Genomic DNA, 18,004 nt, shown 5'->3' with positions numbered 1-18,004 from the left:
TGAAAAAATAGGCACTAAATTCTAATAACATTTAATTGAATAAACAGGTACACTACAAGAGAACACATAACAGGAGAACACAATGTTTACAAGAAATATGACTATCGCTGATTACGATCCAGTATTATGGCAAGCGATCCAAGATGAAAATCGTCGTCAAGAAGAACATATCGAACTCATTGCATCTGAAAACTATGCGAGTCCACGTGTGATGGAAGCGCAAGGTTCACAATTCACGAATAAATACGCAGAAGGCTATCCAGGTAAACGTTATTACGGTGGTTGTGAGTATGCGGACATTGTGGAACAGTTAGCAATTGACCGTGCGAAAGAATTATTTGGTGCAGATTATGTGAATGTTCAACCGCACTCTGGATCACAAGCGAATGCTGCGGTGTATGGTGCATTGATTAATGCAGGCGATACTATTTTAGGTATGGATTTGGCTCACGGTGGTCATTTAACTCACGGTGCAAAAGTCAGTTTCTCTGGCAAAATTTATAACTCCGTACTTTATGGAATTACTGCGGATGGCTTAATTGATTATGAAGATGTTCGTCAAAAAGCATTAGAATGTAAACCAAAACTTATCGTTGCTGGTTTCTCGGCTTATTCACAAGTTGTGGATTGGGCGAAAATGCGTGAAATCGCAGATGAAGTGGGTGCATATTTATTTGTGGATATGGCGCATGTAGCAGGATTAATTGCAGCGGGTTTATATCCAAATCCACTTCCGCACGCACATGTTGTAACCACTACTACCCACAAAACATTAGGCGGTCCGCGTGGCGGTTTAATTCTTTCATCTTGTGGTGATGAAGAAATCTACAAAAAATTACAATCATCTGTATTTCCTGCAAATCAAGGTGGTCCATTAGTTCATATTATTGCGGCAAAAGCAGTTTGCTTTAAAGAAGCATTAGAGCCTCAATATAAAGAATACCAAGCAAATGTAATCAAAAATGCGAAAGCAATGGTTGAGGTATTTAAACAACGTGGTTATGATGTTGTGTCAAATGGTACTGAAAACCACTTGTTCTTAGTAAGTTTTATTAAACAAGGATTAACGGGTAAAGCAGCAGATGCGGCATTAGGCAAAGCAAATATTACCGTGAATAAAAATGCAGTACCAAATGATCCGCAAAAACCATTCGTCACTTCTGGTATCCGTGTAGGTACACCATCGGTAACTCGCCGTGGTTCCAATGAAAATGATGTGCGTGAATTAGCTGGCTGGATGTGTGATGTTTTAGATGCTTTAGGCAAAGAAAATGAAGAACAAGTGATTGCTGAAACTAAAGAAAAAGTATTAGCAATTTGTAAACGTCTTCCAGTTTATCCGAAATAATTTATTTTCTTTCGTTGATTATATGGTTAGCGGCGATCAATATCGCCGCTTATTTTTTATGGGAAATCATATGAGTTATATTGTTGGATTAACTGGTGGCATTGGTAGTGGTAAAACAACGATTGCTAATTTATTTGCTGATCTTGGCGTACCTCTAGTGGATGCGGATGTGGTTGCTAGAGAAGTCGTCGAGAAAGATTCTCCCTTATTGTCAAAAATTGTTGAACATTTTGGTACTCAAATTTTAACGGATCAAGGCGAGCTTAATCGTGCAGCTTTACGTGAAATAGTGTTTCATCATGATGAAGAAAAACAGTGGTTAAATAATCTCTTACATCCCGCTATTCGTGAACGAATGAAACAACAACTTTCTGAACAAACTGCACCTTACACATTATTTGTCGTCCCTTTATTAATAGAAAATAAATTGACCGCACTTTGTGATCGTATTTTAGTAGTAGATGTGAGTCCACAAACTCAACTTGCTCGTTCAGCTCAACGAGATAACAATAATTTTGAGCAAATTCAACGAATTATGAATTCTCAAGTTTCTCAACAAGAGCGTTTAAAATGGGCGGATGATGTGATTAACAATGATTCTGATCTGGCTCAAAACTTACCGCACTTGCAGAAAAAGGTGCTAGAATTGCACCAGTTTTATTTACAACAAGCGGAAAATAAAAATGTCTGACGAAATAATTGAAGTACCTTGTCCGATTTGCCAAAAATCTGTGCCTTGGACAAATGAAAGTACTTTTCGACCTTTTTGTAGCAAACGTTGCCAGTTAATCGATCTTGGCGAATGGGCGGCTGAAGAAAAAGCGATTCCAAGTGATACTGCTGATTTTGCAATGGATCCAAATGTGAGTGACGAATGGAGCATTAAATAGAGATTAACCGATAGGAAACCCTATCGGTTAATTTTTATAAGTGCGGTGCTTTTTTGAGGATTTTTCCTAAAAATGCTATGCTAAACGTAATTTTATTATTCTAAAATGTGATTTTTATGCAACAAGATTATTTAAGCCAACAACGATTCTCCGATCTTTCTCTACATCCGATTGTACGAGATACTTTGGCAAAAAAAGGCTTTGATTTTTGTACCCCAATTCAGGCTTTATCCTTGCCTATCAGTTTAAATGGACGAGATGTCGCAGGACAAGCTCAAACTGGTACAGGCAAGACAATGGCTTTTTTAACGGCTACTTTTCACCATCTTTTAACTCACCAAGATCCTAATCTTGAATATCCTCACCCAAGAGCTTTGATTTTAGCACCTACTCGAGAATTAGCGGTGCAGATTAGTAATGACGCAGAATTTCTTGCAAAAGCCTGTGGATTAAAGACCGCACTTGCCTATGGTGGCGATGGTTATGACAAACAACTACAAGCGATTGAGCGTGGCGTCGATATTTTGATTGGTACGACGGGGCGAGTTATTGATTATGTAAAACAAGGCGTAATTGGTTTAGATGAAATTCAAGTTGTCGTGCTAGATGAAGCGGATCGAATGTTCGATCTTGGATTTATCCGTGATATTCGTTATTTATTGCGTAAATGCCCCACTCCGCAAGTGCGTTTAACGATGTTATTTTCAGCGACGCTTTCTTATAAAGTGCGTGAATTAGCATTTGAAGATATGAATGATCCTGAATATATTGAAATAGAACCAGAACAAAAGACAGGTCATCGCATTAAAGAAGAACTTTTTTATCCATCTAATCAGGATAAAATGGCACTTCTCTTAACCTTAATGGAAGATGAATGGCCTGAGCGTTGTATTGTATTTGCTAATACGAAACATCGTTGTGAAGAAATTTGGGGTTATTTGGCTGCTGATGGGCATCGTGTCGGCTTACTGACTGGCGATGTAGCACAGAAAAAACGTTTATCGTTATTAAAACAATTTACTGATGGTGATTTGGATATTTTAGTGGCAACAGATGTGGCCGCTCGTGGCTTGCATATTTCTGATGTGACGCATGTTTTCAATTATGATTTACCCGATGATAGAGAAGATTATGTTCACCGAATCGGCCGCACTGGACGAGCAGGGGAAAGTGGTGTTTCGATTAGTTTCGCTTGTGAAGAATATGCGATGAATTTACCAGCAATTGAAGAATATATTGGCCATTCTATCCCTGTGAGCCAATATGAAACAGAAGCCTTGCTTGAACTGCCGAAACCGTATCGGTTAAAACGTGCGGTGCCACCGCAAGGACATACAAGACATCGTTCTTATCACACAAAATAGGTGGGCTTCAGTCCACGCGTTTATTTAATGATGAAAAGTGCGGTTAATTTTGACTGCATTTTATATTCCTATTTTTTATATCCTCCTTTGTTCATCATTCATCTTGTGGGTTTACGGCTTACCTACAGATAAGTATTGTTACGTTTTTTGTTTTTTAACTTGCCAAAAAACAAAAAATAAATAAAATGAACGCTCATTCATTTTTGAGCAATTATTGCTCCTTATTTTACTCAAGGATCTTATGCGACAAGCTAAAACAGACTTAGCTGAACAGATTTTTTCAGCGACAGATCGTTTAATGGCAAGAGAAGGGTTGAATCAACTTTCTATGCACAAACTTGCGAAAGAAGCAAATGTGGCCGCAGGAACGATTTACCTTTATTTTAAAAACAAAGATGAATTGCTTGAACAATTTGCACACAGAGTGTTTTCAATGTTTATGGCAACACTTGAAAAAGATTTTGATGAAACGAAACCTTTTTTCGAACAATATCGACAAATGTGGAAAAACATTTGGTATTTCTTACAAGAAAATCCCACTATTCTATCCAATTTAAAGCAATATGAATCTTTGCCTAATTTCAAGGATATTTGTAAAAACGTTAAAAATTGCCGTTGGGATTTATTTTGTCATCAAGCCCAAAAAGCTGGCTTATTAGCGGAATTATCTGAAGATATTCTCTTTTTATTAAGTTTGAAAACAGCGATAAATTTAGCCTCTGATGCAAAATTTATCGATTTCGATCTTAAGCCTGAAATTTTAGAATCTGTGATTGAACGCTCTTGGCGTGCGATTCAGAAATAATTGTTGTTATTTTTATAACGGAGCTTTAAACATGAGTCAAACTCAACATCAAAGACCAAAACGCTCACATATTTTCTTGATGAAAATAATTTTAGTGGTATTTGTCTTAATTTTTGCCAGTGTCATCGGTTTTAATATGATAAAAGGCATAATGATAAGCCGAGCAATTGCAGAAATGCCAGAACCTTCAAGCCCAGTGACCGCACTTGAAGTACAACCACGTGAGTGGACGCCAGTTATTAACACAACAGGTCTTGTGCGTCCAAATCAAGGTGCGATGCTCAGTACACAAAATACGGGCGCAGTTTCACAAGTACTTGTTCAAAATGGACAAAATGTGAAAAAAGGTGAGGTGCTTGTGGAACTTGATAGTTCTGTTGAACGAGCTAATCTACAAGCTGCTCAGGCACAATTATCAGCACTTCGTCAAACTTACCAACGTTATGTGGGCTTATTAAATAGCAATGCTGTATCACGTCAAGAAATGGATAACGCAAAAGCGGCTTATGATGCTCAAGTAGCTAGTATTGAATCTCTAAAAGCAGCAATTGAACGTCGTAAAATTGTTGCGCCATTTGATGGCAAAGCAGGTATTGTGAAAGTAAACGTTGGTCAATATGTGAATGTTGGAACAGAAATTGTGCGTGTAGAAGATACTAGCTCAATGAAAGTGGATTTTGCTCTTTCACAAAATGATTTAGATAAATTACATATCGGTCAGCGCGTTACAGCGACAACAGATGCTCGCTTGGGCGAAACATTTTCAGCTCGAATCACTGCGATTGAACCTGCCATTAATTCATCAACAGGTTTAGTTGATGTTCAGGCTACTTTTGATCCTGAAGATGGGCATAAATTGCTTTCAGGTATGTTCTCTCGCTTACGCATTGCACTTCCAACTGAAACAAATCAAGTTATCGTTCCACAAGTAGCTATTAGCTACAATATGTATGGCGAAATTGCCTATTTACTTGAACCATTATCTGAAGAAGAAAAAGGAAAAATGTCAGGTAATGAAAAATTGGATCATCTCTATCGTGCGAAACAGATCACCGTATTTACTAAAGATCGTCAAGGTGTTTATGCTCAATTACAGGGAAATGAAGTTAAAGCGGGAGATAAAATTATTACAGGCGGTCAGCAAGGTATTGGTAATGGAAGTCTTGTGGAATGGATTAAAAAAGACATTGTGGGTGCAATAGAGCCTGCACATAAAACACCACTTTAATGTATGAGGAAATCCGAATGAAATTTACCGATATCTTTATTCGTCGTCCTGTTTTAGCAGTTTCAATTAGTTTGTTAATGATTATTTTAGGGTTGCAAGCAATCTCGAAATTGGCAGTGCGTGAATACCCTAAAATGACTACTACAGTCATTACAGTGAGTACCGCATATCCAGGGGCAGATGCGAATTTAATCCAAGCATTTGTTACGTCAAAATTGGAAGAATCTATCGCGCAAGCCGATAATATTGATTATATGTCTTCGACTAGTGCGCCTAGTAGTTCGACTATTACAATAAAAATGAAATTAAATACCGATCCTGCAGGCGCGTTAGCAGATGTGTTAGCCAAAGTGAATGCAGTAAAGTCAGCATTACCAAATGGTATTGAAGATCCTAGTGTATCCTCTTCTTCAGGTGGGAGCGGTATTATGTATATCAGTTTCCGATCTAAAAAACTAGATTCTAGTCAGGTAACTGATTACATCAATCGTGTAGTCAAACCACAGTTTTTTACCATAGAGGGTGTTGCCGAAGTACAGGTATTTGGTGCAGCTGAATATGCATTACGTATTTGGCTTGATCCACAAAAAATGGCAGCACAAAATCTTTCTGTGCCAACAGTGATGTCTGCCCTTTCTGCAAATAATGTACAAACGGCTGCGGGGAACGATAATGGCTATTATGTGAGTTATCGTAATAAAGTAGAGACTACAACGAAATCAGTGGAACAACTCAGCAACTTAATTATTTCATCAAATGGCGATGATTTAGTGCGTTTGCGTGATATTGCAACCGTTGAATTAAATAAAGAAAATGATAATTCGCGTGCTACGGCAAATGGTGCAGAGTCCGTTGTGTTAGCCATCAATCCAACCTCGACAGCAAACCCTTTGACTGTCGCAGAAAAAATTCGCCCTTTATATGAAAGTATAAAAACACAACTGCCAGACAGTATGGAAAGCGATATTCTTTATGACCGCACTATTGCCATTAATAGCTCTATTCACGAGGTCATAAAAACTATTGGTGAAGCTACTTTGATCGTTTTAGTGGTAATTTTAATGTTTATCGGTTCGTTCCGTGCTATTTTAATTCCAATCTTGGCTATTCCAATTTCTCTTATTGGCGTATTAATGCTGCTACAAAGTTTCAACTTTTCTATTAATTTAATGACCTTGCTTGCTTTAATTCTTGCCATAGGTTTAGTTGTAGATGATGCTATTGTGGTGCTGGAGAATATTGATCGTCATATTAAAGCGGGAGAAACGCCATTCCGAGCGGCGATTATTGGTGCGCGTGAAATTGCCGTGCCTGTAATTTCTATGACTATCGCATTGATCGCAGTTTACTCACCAATGGCTTTAATGGGCGGCATTACCGGCACATTGTTTAAAGAGTTTGCTTTAACCCTTGCTGGTGCAGTATTTATTTCTGGTGTTGTGGCATTAACGTTATCGCCAATGATGAGTAGTAAGTTACTCAAATCCAATGCTAAACCAACATGGATGGAAGAACGCGTAGAACATACCTTAGGTAAAGTAAATCGTGTTTACGAATACATGCTTGATCTCGTTATGCTCAATCGTAAATCAATGCTGGCTTTTGCGGTCGTGATTTTCTCAACGCTCCCATTTTTGTTTAATTCACTTTCTAGTGAATTAACGCCAAATGAAGATAAAGGCGCATTTATTGCAATTGGTAACGCGCCATCTAGCGTAAATGTGGATTACATTCAAAATGCAATGCAACCATATATGAAAAATGTAATGGAAACACCCGAAGTCTCTTTTGGTATGAGCATTGCTGGTGCGCCAACTTCTAATAGCTCGTTAAATATCATCACATTGAAAGATTGGAAAGAACGTTCACGTAAACAATCTGCAATAATGAATGAAATTAATGAAAAAGCAAAATCAATTCCAGAAGTGTCAGTATCAGCATTTAACATTCCTGAAATTGATACAGGGGAACAAGGCCCTCCAGTCTCTATTGTATTGAAAACTGCACAAGATTATAAATCTTTGGCAAACACCGCAGAGAAATTCCTCAGTGCGATGAAAGCCTCTGGCAAATTTATTTATACAAATTTAGATTTGACCTATGATACGGCGCAAATGACAATTTCAGTAGATAAAGAGAAAGCTGGTACTTACGGCATCACGATGCAACAAATTAGTAATACTTTAGGGAGTTTCTTATCTGGTGCGACAGTTACGCGTGTGGATGTGGATGGACGCGCTTATAAAGTCATTTCGCAGGTAAAACGAGATGATCGCTTATCGCCAGAAAGTTTCCAAAATTATTATTTAACTGCATCTAATGGTCAATCAGTGCCATTAAGTAGTGTTATTAGTATGAAATTAGAAACTCAGCCAACATCATTACCGCGTTTCAGTCAGTTAAATTCGGCTGAAATCAGTGCTGTACCAATGCCAGGTACATCAAGTGGTGATGCCATTGCTTGGCTTCAACAACAGGCAAATGATAATTTGCCACAAGGATACACTTATGATTTCAAATCCGAAGCTCGTCAATTAGTACAAGAGGGTAATGCACTTACGACGACTTTCATTCTTGCTGTTGTAATTATTTTCTTGGTGCTTGCCATTCAGTTTGAATCTATACGTGACCCAATGGTAATTATGATTTCCGTACCATTAGCCGTAAGTGGTGCATTGGTGAGCTTAAATATTTTATCCTTCTTTAGCATCGCAGGAACAACATTAAATATCTACTCTCAAGTTGGGTTGATTACTCTCGTGGGATTAATCACCAAACACGGTATCTTAATGTGCGAAGTGGCAAAAGAAGAACAGCTAAACTATGGTAAAACTCGAATTGAGGCAATCACTCATGCTGCAAAAGTACGTTTACGCCCAATCCTAATGACAACGGCGGCAATGGTAGCAGGCTTAATTCCATTACTCTATGCAACAGGTGCAGGAGCGGTATCTCGCTTTAGTATTGGGATAGTGATTGTAGCGGGATTATCTATTGGTACTATTTTCACCTTGTTCGTCTTGCCTGTGGTATATAGCTATGTCGCAACTGAACACAAACCATTACCGGTTTTTGATGAAAATAAAACAACCCACTAATTAAAACATAGAAAAAACAAACCGCACTTAGGTTATCTTACGTAATTCGTACTTATAACTAGTTGTTTTATCCAACTTTTTTGAGCATAACCTGCATAAGTGCGGTATTTTTTATTCTGTTAATTATATAAATGATCCACTTATGTTAGTCTTTATTTAAAGACTATTTTTCAGTAAACTTAGCGAATTTTGTTGAATTATTAAAATTATCACTTCAAATCTAGGAATTTATTGTGGCACATCGAGATTTTGCTGCGCGTCGTAGCTCAAATAATAAGAAAAAAAATAAGAAAAAGAATACAAATGTCTTGATTTTTCTTGCTTTATTTATTGTTCTAGTTTTTGTTGTTGGACTTTATTTGTTGAAAAATAAGAACAGTAAGGTAAGCGTGCAGCAAGCTATAACACAACAGGAAAAAGCTCAACCTAAAAGTGTGTTACCTAATCGTCCAGAGGAAGTGTGGAGTTATATTAAAGCCTTAGAAACGCGTACTGTACCTGTAGATAATAATCCAGCGAGTGTAGAACAAAATATGCGTTTAACAGAAGAACAACGTCAAGTTTTAATTCAAATAGAAAGAGATCAAAAAGCGGCTGATGAAGCTAGAAAACTGGCTGAGCAACAGAGAATAGAAGATGCAACGAGAACTCAATCCAAAAAAACGGAAGATATGAAAAATACAGAGGCAGAAATCGTAAAATTGGAATCAATTAAAAAGCAAGACTCACAGAAAATTGAAAGCGCAAAAAAAGTAGAACAAATAAAAACGGTTAATAATGTACGGGATAGCAAGAAATTTGGTTTACAATGCGGTGCTTTTAAAAATCGAGCGCAAGCTGAAAATTTGCAAGGTCGTTTACAGATGACAGGATTAAATGCTCAAATACAAACTAACGGCGAATGGAACCGTGTTCGTGTAGCAAGTTTTGATACTCGAGAGCTTGCAGTACAGGCACAAAGTAGAGCTAAAACTGTTACCGATTGTGTTGTGATTGGTATGTAATATATATTTATTTTAATGCTGAGTACCAAAAGGTGGTTTTGCAAACCAAATCACAATAAGCAATCCTAAGAATCCCATAGCTGATAACCAAAATATTTCATTTGCGCCAATAATAAATCCTTGCGATGTTATTTGTTGAGCGAGGTAAGCTGAAGTTTGCGTATCACTTAAACCAAATTGATTCATTTGATGGTAAAAACTTTGGGAAATCGGGTTATAAGGATTAATGTGTTCTGTTAATTGAGTGTGGTGAACAGCTTCACGGTTATACCACATAAATGTGGTCAAAGATGTTCCTACAGAACCCGCTAAAGTTCTCAAAAAGTTAAATAAGCTAGAGGCTGAAGCCATTTTATGCGCAGGCAAGCCAGACAGCGTTATTGTAGTAAGTGGCATAAAGAAACAGGACACCGCTAAACCTTGCACTAATTGTGGTAAAGCTACATCAACAAATGTCATTGATGGCTCGAAAGTTACCGCTCGCCAATAAAATGTTATTGCATATACAATAAAGCTTATCGTCACTAAAATTCGCATATCGATCTTATAACCGAAACGTCCAATAATCGGTGAAAGTAAAATAGGGAATAATCCAACTGGGGAAGCCGCAAGCCCTGCCCACGTCGCAGTATAATGGAAGACTTGTTGTAGCAAGAGCGGAATTAATACCACAGAACCTAGATAAATCAAAAAGGCTAAACTAGTACATAAACACCCTACGCTAAAATTACGAGAATGGAAAAGCGAAATATCCACCACAGGATTGTCATCTGTCAATTCCCAAATAACCAAGGCAATCAGACAAACGACAGCAACAACGGCTAATATAATGATTTCATTAGAATTAAACCAATCTTGCTCACGGCCCTGATCAAGCATTAATTGCAAACATCCCACGCCTAAGACAAGTAAAACTAAACCGACTTTATCAATAGGTTGATGAACAATTTCACTTTCTCGGCCACCCAAAATCTTCCAGCTGATTAGCACAACTAATAAACCAATCGGAACATTGATAAAGAAGATCCATCCCCAGTGGATATTATCACTAATCCATCCGCCTAAAATTGGGCCAAAAATAGGCGCAACCACAATAGTCATTGACCAAAATGCCAATGCCATTCCGCGTTTTTCTGACGGATAATTATTTAATAATAAACTTTGCGAAAGAGGGATCACTGGACCTGCGACAGCACCTTGAATGATGCGAAAAATAATTAACGCCTCAAGACTATCTGCAATCCCACAAAGCCAAGAAGAGACAACAAATAAAAAAGTTGAAACTAAAAATAACCGCACTTCGCCAAAACGTTTTGCTAACCAACCCGTTATTGGAATAGAAATCGCATTTGCCACACCAAAAGAAGTGATTACCCACGTACCTTGACTAAAAGATGCGCCAAGATCGCCCGCAATAGTAGGAATTGCCACATTTGCAATGGTAGAATCTAATACCTGCATAAAGGTGGCAAGAGATAAAGCCAGCGTTAATAAAATCAGGGCACCACCTTGAATAGGCGGGAATTTTTTTGCGGAATTGTCCATAACGCCGCCTTAATGGCTGTTTTGCTGAATGATAGATTCAATCAAATTTTCTACCGCACTTTCATCATATTTAAGTGTATCAGTAGAAAATAACGTTTTCGGTTCTGTTTTTTCTCGTAGTATTGCGCCTGATGAATCTGAAATTCTTACTTTTGCCGTTGCAGAAAGACCAATTCTCAATGGCGTTTCTGTAAATTGTTGTGGATCTAATTTAATTCGCACAGGTACGCGTTGCACCACTTTAATCCAGTTACCCGTAGCATTTTGTGAAGGCAAAAGAGAAAATGCATTGCCAGTCCCCATTTCAATACCATTTATCACGCCATCAAATTCTTTATTTTTACCGTATAAATCAAAATGAATTTTCACTGGCTGGCCAATGCGCATATTCGTTAATTGAGTTTCTTTAAAGTTAGCTTCTAGCCACATTTGTTCATTAGATACCACCGCCATTAACGTGCCACCCACTGAAACGGCTTGCCCAACTTGAGCATTACGGCGCGCCACATAGCCATCAATTGGACTTCTAATTTTTGTACGTTGCAAATTTAACCAAGCCTGTTTAAGCGAGTTTATCGCATTCTGTATTTGCGGTTGTTCACGTAATGGAACGTTACGCAATAAAGCCCGATTAGCAGCCAATTGATTTTTAGAGGCATTTAAATTTGCTTTGGCAAGCTCGACAGCTTCTTTTGCGTGTTGGAAAGATTCTTTATCAATCGCACCCATTTTTTCAAGTTGAACTCGGCGCGCCAAATTGCCTTGAGCTTGAGCTAAAGAAATTTCATTGACGTGCACAGCTGATTGCAATTGCTGCACAGTGAAACCCAGTTGTTCTACCTGACGTACAGCATTGGCGAGATTGCTTTTGGCCTGTTCGAAACTAAGTTTCGCATTCGTATCATCCAATTCAACTAGAATATCACCTGCATGGACTTTATCCATATTGTCAGCATTAATCTTCGCTACATTACCTGCAACTTGTGATGATACCATTACTTGATTTCCACCCACATAAGCATCTTCTGTTTCTTCAAAATCCTTCAAGAAGAAAAACCAATACAAAGCACAAGCAATACCAATAATAAGCAAGATAAAAATAAAAATGCTTAAATTTTTTTTACGATTAGTTTTCTTTGATACAGATTTATTTGATGGAGTTTCAATTGCAGTTTTCGTCATAATGTCTTCCCTGATTTGGGATAATGTTTAAAAATGGGATATTTAAAACTATCAAAAATAAAATGAAAGGTCATTATGAAACTTTAAAAAGGGGAACTCAAGGGGAAATTATCATCTCTTTGTTTTTGTTAGATTAATGAATGTTCTAGAAGTATTGTTTCATTTATTTGATTTATTTTCGGGTAAGAATTAAAAATCGGCAATCATAGCGATTTTGTTCATCTGCCTTACGATATTCATCAAATTCAATTTCCCACTCCTCCCAATTCAATTGAGGGAAAAAAGTATCGCCATCTAGTTCTGTTTGAATTTGAGTAAGGTATAACTTATCTGCTTTGGGTAAATATTGTTTGAATAACTCTCCCCCACCAATCAACATAATTTCATCAAAATCTCTGACAAAATTGACCGCACTTTCAAAGCTATCTTTCCATATCACACCTTCGTGTTCAAAAAGCTGGCGAGAAAGTACGATATTGGTACGTTTAGGTAGTGGACGACCAATACTTTCAAAGGTTTTACGCCCCATAATGACAGGTTTACCAGTGGTGTTCTGACGAAACCAAGCTAAATCTGCAGGCAAGTGCCAAGGCATTTGGTTATCTTTACCAATCACATTATTTAATGTTGTCGCCACAATTAAACTAAATGTCATAAATCCCCCTAAAATTTGCCGTTACTATACCTGATATTAAGTGATTTTTCATTGATTTAGTGATAACGTTAATGCCAATTTTAAGAACTTGGAAAGGACTATGAACAAAAAAACAATCGTTGTGAAATTCGGTACAAGCACGCTAACTCAGGGTTCGCCAAAACTGAATTCGCCACATATGATGGAAATCGTTCGTCAAATTGCACAATTGCATAATGATGGATTTCGTATAGTGATCGTGACTTCTGGTGCGATTGCAGCGGGTCGTCATTATTTAAATCATCCTCAATTACCACCTACTATCGCCTCAAAGCAACTGCTTGCAGCGGTTGGTCAAAGCCAATTAATTCAGGCTTGGGAAAAATTATTTGCTATTTATGATATCCATATCGGGCAACTTTTATTAACCCGTGCAGATATTGAAGATCGCGAACGTTTTTTAAATGCGCGAGATACTTTACACGCACTTTTAGATAACCACATTATTCCTGTGATTAATGAAAATGACGCGGTGGCGACTGCGGAAATTAAAGTAGGTGACAATGACAATTTATCGGCATTAGTCGCTATTCTTGTGCAAGCGGAACAGCTTTATTTATTGACTGATCAACAAGGTTTATTTGATAGTGATCCGCGTAAAAATTCTGAAGCGAAATTAATTCCAATTGTAGAACAAATTACCGATCATATTCGATCAATTGCAGGAGGAAGTGGTACAAATCTTGGTACTGGTGGAATGATGACCAAAATCATTGCTGCCGATGTTGCGACTCGCTCTGGAATTGAAACCATTATTGCTCCAGGTAATCGCCCAAATGTAATTGCAGATCTTGCTTATGAAAAAAATATTGGTACAAAATTTATTGCACACCAATCTGATCGATTAGAAAGCCGCAAACAATGGCTTTTCGCCGCACCATCGGCAGGTATTATTACCATTGATAACGGTGCGCAAAATGCCATTCTTGAACAAAATAAATCTTTATTACCCGCTGGTATTATTAACGTGGAAGGGCGTTTTTCGCGTGGTGAAGTAGTCAAAATACGCACTCAATCAGGTAAAGACATTGCGCTGGGTATGCCACGCTATAACAGCGATGCTCTACAATTAATTAAGGGCAGAAAATCAGCAGACATTGAGAATGTTTTAGGCTATGAATATGGTGCGGTGGCAATGCATCGTGATGATATGATTATTTTGTCATAATGTCCTTTGGTTGATAAAAGCACTGATTTATGAAACAATCTTGAGCTATTTTTATAGGAAAAATTTAAGGTAAAACGATAGTGATCGATTTTGATGGCTACCGTCCAAATGTGGGTATTGTGATTTGTAATCGCAAAGGGCAAGTGCTTTGGGCGAAGCGTTGTGGGCAAAATTCGTGGCAGTTTCCGCAAGGTGGCATTAATGATAATGAAAGTGCCGAGCAAGCGATGTATCGCGAACTACACGAGGAAGTTGGTTTACAACCTAAAGATGTGCGTCTGTTATATGTTTCTAAACATTGGTTACGCTATAAATTGCCAAAGCGTTTATTGCGTTATGACAGCAAGCCGATGTGTATTGGGCAGAAACAACGCTGGTTTTTGCTACAGCTTGTTAGCGATGAAAAAAACATCAATATGCAAACAACTAAATCGCCAGAATTTGATGGGTGGCGTTGGGTAAGTTTTTGGTATCCTGTTCGTCAAGTTGTGTCTTTTAAGCGAGATGTTTATCGAAAGGTAATGAAAGAGTTTGCTTCGATACTATTTACGGACAATCCACTAATATTTTCCGCATCTCGTGAAGCAAGTTTACAGCATTATTCGGCAAACAAAAAATATTCTCAGACAAAATACACGAAACGCCATTTTTATAAATCAAGAGGCCAATAATGTTCACTTTTATTCTTCTTTGTTTACTTGTTGGCGCATTAGCGGGTTTTCTTGCTGGATTATTTGGTATCGGCGGTGGGTTAGTAATTGTGCCAATGTTAGTGTATTTACTGCCCATTGTAGATGTACCAGAATCTTTGTTGATGTCTACCGCACTTGGAACATCATTTGCTACCATTGTGATTACTGGCATTGGATCGGCACAACGTCATCATAAATTAGGTAACATAGTCTGGCAGGCAGTTCGCATTTTAGCTCCGGTTATTATGCTTTCTGTTTTTATTTGTGGTTTATTCATTGGAAGACTTGATCGTGAAATTTCTGCCAAAATTTTTGCTTGCTTAGTGGTATATTTAGCCACAAAAATGGTACTTTCGATTAAAAAAGATCAAGTCACAACAAAACCACTTACCCCTCTTTCTTCCGTAATTGGCGGTATTTTGATTGGTATGGCATCTAGTGCTGCGGGAATTGGCGGTGGTGGATTTATTGTACCGTTTTTAACTGCTCGTGGCATTAATATCAAACAAGCTATCGGTTCTTCCGCATTTTGTGGGATGTTATTGGGCATATCAGGGATGTTTAGTTTTATAGTGAGTGGTTGGGGAAATCCATTAATGCCTGAATATTCGCTCGGTTATATTTATCTTCCCGCAGTGTTAGGCATTACTGCCACTTCATTTTTTACTTCCAAATTAGGCGCAAGTGCAACCTCTAAATTGCCTGTTTCAACCTTAAAAAAAGGTTTCGCCCTTTTCTTAATTGTGGTTGCGATCAATATGTTTCTGAAATAAGGAAAATTATGAATTCAAATTATTTACTTCTTCCCCACTTTGATCCGAGTATTTTTACGCTTGGCGATAGTAATATCGGCTTACGTTGGTATGGTTTGATGTACCTTTTAGGTTTTGTTTTTGCACGTTGGCTTGCGGTTCGCCGTGCTAATCGCCCAAATAGCGGTTGGACAGTAGATCAAGTTGATAGCTTACTTTTCAATGGTTTTATGGGGGTGTTTATTGGCGGACGTGTTGGCGATGTATTTTTTTATAATCTTGATCATTTCTTACAAGAACCACTTTATTTATTCCGCGTTTGGGAAGGTGGAATGTCGTTCCACGGTGGCTTAATTGGTGTAATTGTTGCTATGATTTGGACATCCTATTCACAAAAACGTAATTTTTGGCAAACGGCTGATTTTGTTGCGCCTTTGATTCCGTTTGGTTTAGGTTTAGGCAGAATTGGTAATTTCATTAATCTTGAACTATGGGGACGCGAAACGAATGTGCCTTGGGCAATGATTTTCCCGAATGATCCGCTATTACTTCCTCGTCATCCATCACAACTTTATGAAGCCTTTTTAGAAGGTCTGGTGTTGTTTGCGATTCTGAATATTTTTATTAAAAAGCCACGTCCAATGGCTTCTGTTGCAGGTTTATTTTTAATTGGTTATGGTGTCTTCCGTTTTATTGTGGAATATGTGCGTGAACCTGAAGTTGAAAATTTCTTTGGGATTATTACACGAGGGCAAGCACTTTGCTTACCAATGATTATTGGTGGTGCTTTCATTATGGCTTGGGCTTATTCACGCAAAAGTGCGGTCATAAAATAGGAGATTTTTATGAAACAATATCTTGAGCTTTGTCGCCGCATTGTTAGTGAAGGGGAATGGGTTGCCAATGAGCGTACAGGTAAGCGCTGTCTCACCGTTATTAATGCAGATTTAGAATATGATGTGGCGAATAATCAATTTCCGCTGATTACTACCCGTAAAAGTTATTGGAAAGCGGCCATTGCTGAATTTCTAGGTTATATTCGTGGATATGACAATGCCGCTGATTTCCGCGCACTTGGCACGAAAACTTGGGATGCTAATGCGAATGAAAATGCAGCTTGGCTTGCAAATCCGCATCGTAGAGGCGTTGATGATATGGGGCGCGTATATGGTGTGCAAGGCAGAGCATGGCGTAAGCCTAATGGAGAAACCATCGATCAGCTACGTAAAATTGTTAATAACTTAACGAAAGGTATTGATGATAGAGGAGAAATTTTAACTTTTTTTAACCCTGGGGAATTTGATCTTGGTTGTCTTCGTCCTTGTATGCACACGCATACTTTTTCTCTTGTGGGCGATACTTTACATCTTACTAGTTATCAACGTTCCTGTGATGTTCCGCTTGGATTGAATTTCAATCAAATTCAGGTGTTTACCTTCTTAGCACTTATGGCTCAGATCACGGGCAAAAAAGCCGGCAAGGCATACCATAAAATTGTGAATGCGCATATTTATGAAGATCAGCTTGAGTTAATGCGTGACGTACAACTTAAACGTGAGCCTTTCCCATTGCCAAAATTAGAAATAAATCCAGATATAAAAACGCTTGAAGATTTAGAAACTTGGGTCACGATGGATGATTTTAAAGTCGTTGGCTATCAATCTCATGAGCCGATTAAATATCCTTTTTCCGTCTAATGGATGCAGCAAAAGTGCGGTCAGAATTTGACGAGAAAATGATGCGCTACGCCCTTGAGCTTGCCGATAAAGCGGAAGCGTTAGGTGAAATTCCTGTGGGGGCGGTGCTGGTGGATGACGCTAGGAATATTATTGGAGAAGGTTGGAATCTCTCCATTGTTCAAAGTGATCCTACTGCACATGCTGAAATTATCGCTTTGCGTAATGGCGCGAAAAATATTCAAAATTATCGTCTACTGAATAGCACGCTTTATGTGACATTAGAGCCTTGCACAATGTGCGCAGGGGCAATTTTGCATAGCCGTATTAAACGTCTTGTGTTCGGTGCATCTGATTATAAAACTGGCGCGATTGGATCACGTTTTCATTTTTTTGATGATTACAAGATGAATCATACTTTAGAGATTACATCTGGCGTATTGGCAGAAGAGTGTAGTCAAAAATTGAGTACATTTTTTCAGAAAAGACGCGAGGAGAAAAAAATAGAGAAAGCATTATTAAAAAGTCTGAGTGATAATTAATTCTTTATTTTTTCTT

The 18,004-nt window shown here is 38.1% G+C and carries 17 protein-coding genes; 14 read left to right on the top strand and 3 right to left on the bottom strand.

Annotated elements, in window-relative coordinates; genetic code table 11:
* Positions 1–82 precede the first annotated feature (82 nt).
* From glyA to ftsN, 8 genes are all read left to right on the top strand, one after another.
* Positions 83–1,348: a serine hydroxymethyltransferase gene (gene glyA / locus HMPREF2813_RS04770; protein WP_005686126.1), complete on the top strand. Its 1,266-nt coding sequence runs from the start codon at positions 83–85 to the stop codon at positions 1,346–1,348.
* 70 nt (positions 1,349–1,418) lie between these two features.
* The gene (gene coaE, locus HMPREF2813_RS04765) at positions 1,419–2,039 is read left to right on the top strand and encodes a dephospho-CoA kinase (protein WP_012054560.1); all 621 of its coding nucleotides are present in this window, start codon (positions 1,419–1,421) and stop codon (positions 2,037–2,039) included.
* A complete protein-coding gene (yacG, locus tag HMPREF2813_RS04760; protein ID WP_005645697.1) occupies positions 2,032–2,238 on the top strand; it encodes a DNA gyrase inhibitor YacG in 207 nt (68 codons plus the stop codon). Before coaE ends, yacG begins: the two co-directional genes overlap by 8 nt.
* 116 nt (positions 2,239–2,354) lie before the next feature.
* Complete coding sequence (gene rhlB / locus HMPREF2813_RS04755) at positions 2,355–3,602, top strand: ATP-dependent RNA helicase RhlB (RefSeq protein ID WP_005686131.1); 1,248 nt, start codon at positions 2,355–2,357, stop codon at positions 3,600–3,602.
* 241 nt (positions 3,603–3,843) lie between these two features.
* Positions 3,844–4,407, top strand: coding sequence for an efflux transporter AcrAB transcriptional repressor AcrR (locus HMPREF2813_RS04750; RefSeq protein ID WP_005686134.1), 564 nt, complete (start codon positions 3,844–3,846; stop codon positions 4,405–4,407).
* 31 nt (positions 4,408–4,438) lie between these two features.
* A complete protein-coding gene (locus HMPREF2813_RS04745) occupies positions 4,439–5,635 on the top strand; it encodes a multidrug efflux RND transporter periplasmic adaptor subunit AcrA (RefSeq protein WP_012054558.1) in 1,197 nt (398 codons plus the stop codon).
* 17 nt (positions 5,636–5,652) lie between these two features.
* Complete coding sequence (locus HMPREF2813_RS04740) at positions 5,653–8,733, top strand: multidrug efflux RND transporter permease subunit AcrB (protein ID WP_041174640.1); 3,081 nt, start codon at positions 5,653–5,655, stop codon at positions 8,731–8,733.
* 233 nt (positions 8,734–8,966) lie between these two features.
* On the top strand, positions 8,967–9,737 hold the full coding sequence (ftsN, locus tag HMPREF2813_RS04735; protein ID WP_005686142.1) for a cell division protein FtsN: 771 nt from the start codon (positions 8,967–8,969) through the stop codon (positions 9,735–9,737).
* 12 nt (positions 9,738–9,749) lie between these two features.
* Here the strand turns inward: ftsN and HMPREF2813_RS04730 are convergent, their stop codons facing one another.
* From HMPREF2813_RS04730 to folA, 3 genes are all read right to left on the bottom strand, one after another.
* Positions 9,750–11,282 carry a DHA2 family efflux MFS transporter permease subunit gene (locus HMPREF2813_RS04730; RefSeq protein WP_014551018.1) on the bottom strand — a complete coding sequence of 511 codons (1,533 nt, stop codon included), beginning with the start codon at positions 11,280–11,282 and terminating at the stop codon, positions 9,750–9,752.
* Positions 11,283–11,291: 9 nt separating this feature from the next.
* Positions 11,292–12,464: an EmrA/EmrK family multidrug efflux transporter periplasmic adaptor subunit gene (locus tag HMPREF2813_RS04725; protein ID WP_013526215.1), complete on the bottom strand. Its 1,173-nt coding sequence runs from the start codon at positions 12,462–12,464 to the stop codon at positions 11,292–11,294.
* Positions 12,465–12,636: 172 nt separating this feature from the next.
* A complete protein-coding gene (gene folA, locus HMPREF2813_RS04720; RefSeq protein WP_005648125.1) occupies positions 12,637–13,119 on the bottom strand; it encodes a type 3 dihydrofolate reductase in 483 nt (160 codons plus the stop codon).
* Between the two features lie 100 nt (positions 13,120–13,219).
* Here folA and proB point away from each other — a divergent pair, with 100 nt between their 5' ends.
* The 6 genes from proB to tadA all read left to right on the top strand — a co-directional run bounded on the left by proB (position 13,220) and on the right by tadA (position 17,988).
* On the top strand, positions 13,220–14,326 hold the full coding sequence (gene proB, locus HMPREF2813_RS04715; RefSeq protein ID WP_014551017.1) for a glutamate 5-kinase: 1,107 nt from the start codon (positions 13,220–13,222) through the stop codon (positions 14,324–14,326).
* A gap of 80 nt (positions 14,327–14,406) precedes the next feature.
* Positions 14,407–14,997 carry an RNA pyrophosphohydrolase gene (gene rppH, locus HMPREF2813_RS04710; protein ID WP_005686152.1) on the top strand — a complete coding sequence of 197 codons (591 nt, stop codon included), beginning with the start codon at positions 14,407–14,409 and terminating at the stop codon, positions 14,995–14,997.
* A complete protein-coding gene (locus tag HMPREF2813_RS04705; protein ID WP_005686154.1) occupies positions 14,997–15,791 on the top strand; it encodes a sulfite exporter TauE/SafE family protein in 795 nt (264 codons plus the stop codon). The genes rppH and HMPREF2813_RS04705 overlap by 1 nt, the downstream gene beginning before the upstream one ends.
* Positions 15,792–15,799: 8 nt before the next feature.
* Positions 15,800–16,606: a prolipoprotein diacylglyceryl transferase gene (lgt, locus tag HMPREF2813_RS04700; RefSeq protein WP_005651466.1), complete on the top strand. Its 807-nt coding sequence runs from the start codon at positions 15,800–15,802 to the stop codon at positions 16,604–16,606.
* Between the two features lie 9 nt (positions 16,607–16,615).
* Complete coding sequence (locus HMPREF2813_RS04695) at positions 16,616–17,467, top strand: thymidylate synthase (RefSeq protein WP_005666042.1); 852 nt, start codon at positions 16,616–16,618, stop codon at positions 17,465–17,467.
* Positions 17,467–17,988 carry a tRNA adenosine(34) deaminase TadA gene (gene tadA / locus HMPREF2813_RS04690; protein WP_005663639.1) on the top strand — a complete coding sequence of 174 codons (522 nt, stop codon included), beginning with the start codon at positions 17,467–17,469 and terminating at the stop codon, positions 17,986–17,988. Before HMPREF2813_RS04695 ends, tadA begins: the two co-directional genes overlap by 1 nt.
* Positions 17,989–18,004 lie beyond the last annotated feature (16 nt).

This window comes from Haemophilus sp. HMSC066A11 (assembly GCF_001811665.1).
GTDB lineage: Bacteria > Pseudomonadota > Gammaproteobacteria > Enterobacterales > Pasteurellaceae > Haemophilus > Haemophilus influenzae.
This window is presented reverse-complemented; position numbering and strand designations above follow the sequence as displayed.